The sequence below is a fragment of the Nocardioides agariphilus genome (assembly GCF_015352445.1).
In the GTDB taxonomy this organism is placed as follows: Bacteria; Actinomycetota; Actinomycetes; order Propionibacteriales; family Nocardioidaceae; genus Nocardioides; species Nocardioides agariphilus.
This window is the reverse complement of the sequence record NZ_JADKPO010000066.1, coordinates 1-4075: the sequence shown is the minus strand read 5'-3', so window position 1 is coordinate 4075 and position 4075 is coordinate 1. Positions and strand designations below refer to the sequence as shown.

General features: G+C 70.1%; 4 protein-coding genes. 3 read left to right on the top strand and 1 reads right to left on the bottom strand.

Features of this window, described 5'->3' with window-relative positions; genetic code table 11:
- A partial coding sequence (locus ISU10_RS22585; RefSeq protein ID WP_194698712.1) for an MFS transporter occupies positions 1-519 on the bottom strand: 519 nt, incomplete at its 3' end.
- 89 nt (positions 520-608) lie between these two features.
- On the opposite strand from ISU10_RS22585, the gene ISU10_RS22580 reads away from it, so the two are divergent.
- From ISU10_RS22580 to ISU10_RS22570, 3 genes are read left to right on the top strand one after another with little or no spacing between them, the layout of a single operon-like run.
- On the top strand, positions 609-2687 hold the full coding sequence (locus ISU10_RS22580; RefSeq protein ID WP_194698711.1) for a xanthine dehydrogenase family protein molybdopterin-binding subunit: 2079 nt from the start codon (positions 609-611) through the stop codon (positions 2685-2687).
- The gene (locus ISU10_RS22575; RefSeq protein ID WP_194698710.1) at positions 2684-3133 is read left to right on the top strand and encodes a (2Fe-2S)-binding protein; all 450 of its coding nucleotides are present in this window, start codon (positions 2684-2686) and stop codon (positions 3131-3133) included. The genes ISU10_RS22580 and ISU10_RS22575 overlap by 4 nt, the downstream gene beginning before the upstream one ends.
- Complete coding sequence (locus ISU10_RS22570; RefSeq protein WP_194698709.1) at positions 3123-3980, top strand: FAD binding domain-containing protein; 858 nt, start codon at positions 3123-3125, stop codon at positions 3978-3980. Before ISU10_RS22575 ends, ISU10_RS22570 begins: the two co-directional genes overlap by 11 nt.
- The last annotated feature ends 95 nt before the right edge of the window (positions 3981-4075 follow it).

Genomic DNA, 4075 nt, shown 5'->3' with positions numbered 1-4075 from the left:
ACCAGCAATGGCCGGGCCGATGAGGCGCGCGGCGTTGTTGATCGAGCTGTTCAACGAGATGGCGTTGGCGGCCTGGTCCTCATCGACCATCTCGAGCACGAAGGACTGGCGGGCCGGCTTGTCGACGAGGTTCAGCAGGCCGACGAGGAACGCGCTGACGTAGATGGTGGCGAGGGTCGCGTGCTCGGTGACGGCCAGCAGGCCCAGGGTGAGCGCCAGCAGCGCCAGGCCGACCTGGGAGCACAACAGCACGAACCGCACGTGCTTGGACCGGTCCACCAGCAGGCCGCCCCACACGCCCAGGAGCAGGGCCGGCGCGGATTGGAGCGCGACCCCGAGGGCCAGCTCGATCGGGCCGCCGCCGATCTCGAGGATCAGCCAGTCCTGGGCGACCCGCTGCATCCAGGTGCCGATCACCGAGACCAGCTGGCCGGCGAAGAAGAGCCGGTAGTTGGGGATGCTCAGCGAGGTGAAGAGCCGCCGGATGCCCGAGGGACTGGTTGCCGGCGGAGTGTCCACGTAGTCGCCCGTCCCCCTTTGCGCATTGACCGCACCTCGTCTATTGGACTAACCATATCCCTGAATGTCGCCCGACGACGAGGAGGGGCATGAGCGCTCGGCCGGATGCAGGTGCCAAGGCGCAGGGCTCGGCGCGCTACGTCGCCGACCTCGTGCTCCCGGGCATGACCTGGGTGGCGATGGTGCGTAGCCCGCATCCCCACGCCCGGATCGTCTCGATCGACACTCGCTCGGCGAAGGCAGCCGACGGCGTCGTCGGCGTGTTCACGGCCGCTGACGTGGCCAGCACGACGTACGGACGTTCGCTGCTTGACGCGCCACTCTTGGCGGCGGAGGAGACGAGGTTCGTGGGGGAGCGGGTTGCGGCAGTGGTCGCTCATTCCCTTGCTGACGCCGAGCGAGCGACCGACCTGGTCGTCGTCGAGTACGAGCCCCGGCCCGCTGTCCTGACACCCGCAGAGGCACTCGAGCCGCATGCACCTCGCGTCCATGCCGAGCCGGCGAGCTATATCGGGGCGGCCGCGACCCCAGAGGACGGTCCTAACGTCGTCTACCACGGAACGCACGGCTCGCTTGACGTCGCGGAGGAGGCCCTCCTGCGAGCCGCGTTCATGGTCGACGCGACGTACCGCGCGCACAGCGTGCACCAGGGGTACCTCGAGCCGCAGGCCTGCGTGGCCGACTACCACTCGGAGCACGACGTGAGGGTGTGGCTGACCACGAAGGCGCCCTACAAGGTGCGCTCGACGATCGCCGACTGCCTCGGCCTCGCTTCGGACGCGGTCGACCTCCAACCTGTCCTGCTCGGCGGTGACTTCGGCGGCAAGGGCTCCTCGCAAGATGCGGTTCTGTGTGTCGAGCTCTCCCGGCTGGTGCGCCGTCCGGTGAAGTCGGTGCTGCGCTACTCCGAGGACCTGACAGCAACCAACCCGCGTCACTCCGCTGAGGTCCGGGTGCGCCTCGGCGCCGATGCCGACGGCCGGTTCGTGGCAGCGGCGATCAGCGCCACCCTCAACGCCGGAGCGTACGGCGGGTTCACGCCCAGCGCGCGTGGACCTCACGGCATCGTCGACGTGGCGTCGTACCGGATCCCGGCATTCTTCAGCGAGACGACGCGGGTCTACACCCACACCGTGCCCCGAGGAAACATGCGAGCACCCGGTGCCCCGCAAGGAGTCTTCGCGTTCGAGTCGGCGGTCGACGAGCTGGCCGGGATCTCCGGCATCGACCCGGTCGAGCTCCGCCGCCGCAATCTGCTGACGACGGGCGAGGCCGACCCTTCGGGTCAGGTGTGGGTGGAGCGACGAGGCCACGAGGTGCTCGATGCCGCGCTCGCGGAGTACCGGCCCATCGAGTCACCCGTGGGCTGGCTGCACGGCCGAGGGGTCGCGGCCTACAGCCGAAGTACGGCGGCGCGCGCCAACACCAGCCTCGGCGTGAGCGCAGCGCGCGACGGGCGGATCCGCGTCGAGTGCCCGGTCGTCGAGACCGGCACCGGCAGCCACAGCGTCCTGCGTGAGCTGATGGCTCAACGCCTCGGGGTCGAGCCGTCGATGGTCGAGGTGGTCGCGACGCCGACCAGCGGTCTGCCCTTCGACCAGGGTGCCGGAGGCAGCCGGGTCACGGTGGGGATGGCGGCTGCAGTGGCGGCCGCCGTGGAGGCGTGGCGGCGCGCTGACGGCAAGCCCGTGACCGTTGAGGCGAAGGGCCCGACCGGACCACCGGTCGGCACCGACCTGGTTCAGATCGCACAGGTCGCCGTCGACCCGGAGACCGGGGAGGTCGATGTGCTCGAGGTGCTGACGGCCATCGACGTCGCCGAGATCATCCGTCCAGCAGCGTTCCGGATGCAGATCGACGGCGGGGTGGTGATGGGCTACGGGTACGCCTGTCTCGAGGACCTCGGCGAGGCCGACGGGCGGATGGCGGCGAACAGCCTGCGCGAGTTCAAGCTGCCGACCACGGCCGACGTACCGCAGCTGCGGACCGTGTTGGTGCGTGGGAGCGTCGGCGTCGGATGGGCAGACGTCAAGAACATCGGGGAGACGACCACGCCTGCCGTCGCGGCTGCGATCGCCAACGCCGTGGCGGACGCCGTTGGCCTCCGGTTCCGGGAGCTGCCGCTGACCGCCGAACGGGTGCTGGCCGGACTCAGTGGCGCGCGATGAAGGTGTCGTTCAGGCTCAACGGTGGGCAGGTGGACGTGGACGTGCGCAGTGACGCGCTGCTGGTCGACCTGCTACGTGGTCTCGGTCTGACCGGCACGAAGGAGACGTGCGGTGTCGGGTCGTGCGGCGTGTGCACCGTCCTCGTGGGGTCCGACCCGGTGTCTTCGTGTCTCTACCTCGCTGGGTGTGCAGATTCCGCCGACGTCTGGACCGTCGAGGGCCTGACCGATCTCGAGCCCGCGCTGGTCGACGCCTTCGTGCAGCACGAAGGCATGCAGTGCGGGATGTGTACGCCGGGTGCGGAGGTCGCGGCGTACGCATTGCGGGGGCAGATGCCGTCGGCGGAGACGGACGAGGTGCGGACGTTCATGTCCGGGAATCTCTGCCGGTGTACGGGCTACGCCTCGATCCTCGCCGCCGTGAAGGCCTACCTCGATGCGCCCTGAACCCCACTTCTTCGTGCCCACCTCTGTCGAGGAGACGGTGGGGCTCCTGTCCACGCCCGGGTCGGTGGCGGTCGCCGGCGGCACCTGGCTGGCGCCGCAGCTGAAGGACCGGAGCGTGCAACCTGACAGTCTGGTGTACCTCGGGCGCGTGCCGGAGCTGCGCGCCGAACGCCGCGACGGCGGCGCCCTCCAGCTCGGCTCCTGTCTGACTCTGCAGCAGCTGGCGAGCTCCGCGCAGGTGTCGGCGCGGACGCCGCTGCTGGGTCGTGTCGCTGGCAAGATCGCCAACCCGCGCATCCGTTCGGTTGCCACGATCGGTGGCTCGGTCGCTCTCGGCGACGGTCGCCAAGATCTGCTTGCCGTCCTGCTCGCCTTGGGCGCCAAGGTCCAGATCCAGGGTCCTCACGGAGTGCGCGAGGTCAGCCTGGATCGCCTGTACGACGAATCGGGCCAAGCTCTCGCTGCTGGCGAGCTGATCACAGGTCTCGTCGTGGCTGCAGAAGCCGCGCGCCGCGTGGTGTACCTGCGGTTCGCGCCCGGCTCTGCCCAGGACTACCTCACCGTCGGCGTCGCCGTCGCGCTGACCTTCGGCTCCGACGGCGTCGTCAGCGACGCCCGCGTCGCCCTGGCCGGCGTCGCCCCGCGCACCATCCTGCCGGCCGCCTGCGCTCAGCAACTGGTCGGCCGCCCGCTGCTTCCCGAGTCGATCGCCGCTGCCGCCGATGCCGCCGCGGAAGCATGTACGCCGCGCGCAGACCGCCTCGGCTCGGCCGACTACAAGCGAGCCATGGCGCGGGTCTGGACGCGGCGTGCGTTGGAGGGCGTCGGCGGCCCGTTCGCTGGTTGAGGAGGGCGCGCCGTCTCTGCTGGTTGAGGAGGTTGCGCAGCAACCGTCTCGAAACCAGGTGAGCCCATCGGTCACCGGGTTTCGAGACAGGCGCT

Excerpts from the sequence above, each read along its gene's own strand:
- ISU10_RS22580 (WP_194698711.1), top strand. The coding sequence starts at position 609 with ATGAGCGCTCGGCCGGATGCAGGTGCCAAGGCGCAGGGCTCGGCGCGC.
- ISU10_RS22575 (WP_194698710.1), top strand. The coding sequence starts at position 2,684 with ATGAAGGTGTCGTTCAGGCTCAACGGTGGGCAGGTGGACGTGGACGTG.
- ISU10_RS22570 (WP_194698709.1), top strand. The coding sequence starts at position 3,123 with ATGCGCCCTGAACCCCACTTCTTCGTGCCCACCTCTGTCGAGGAGACG.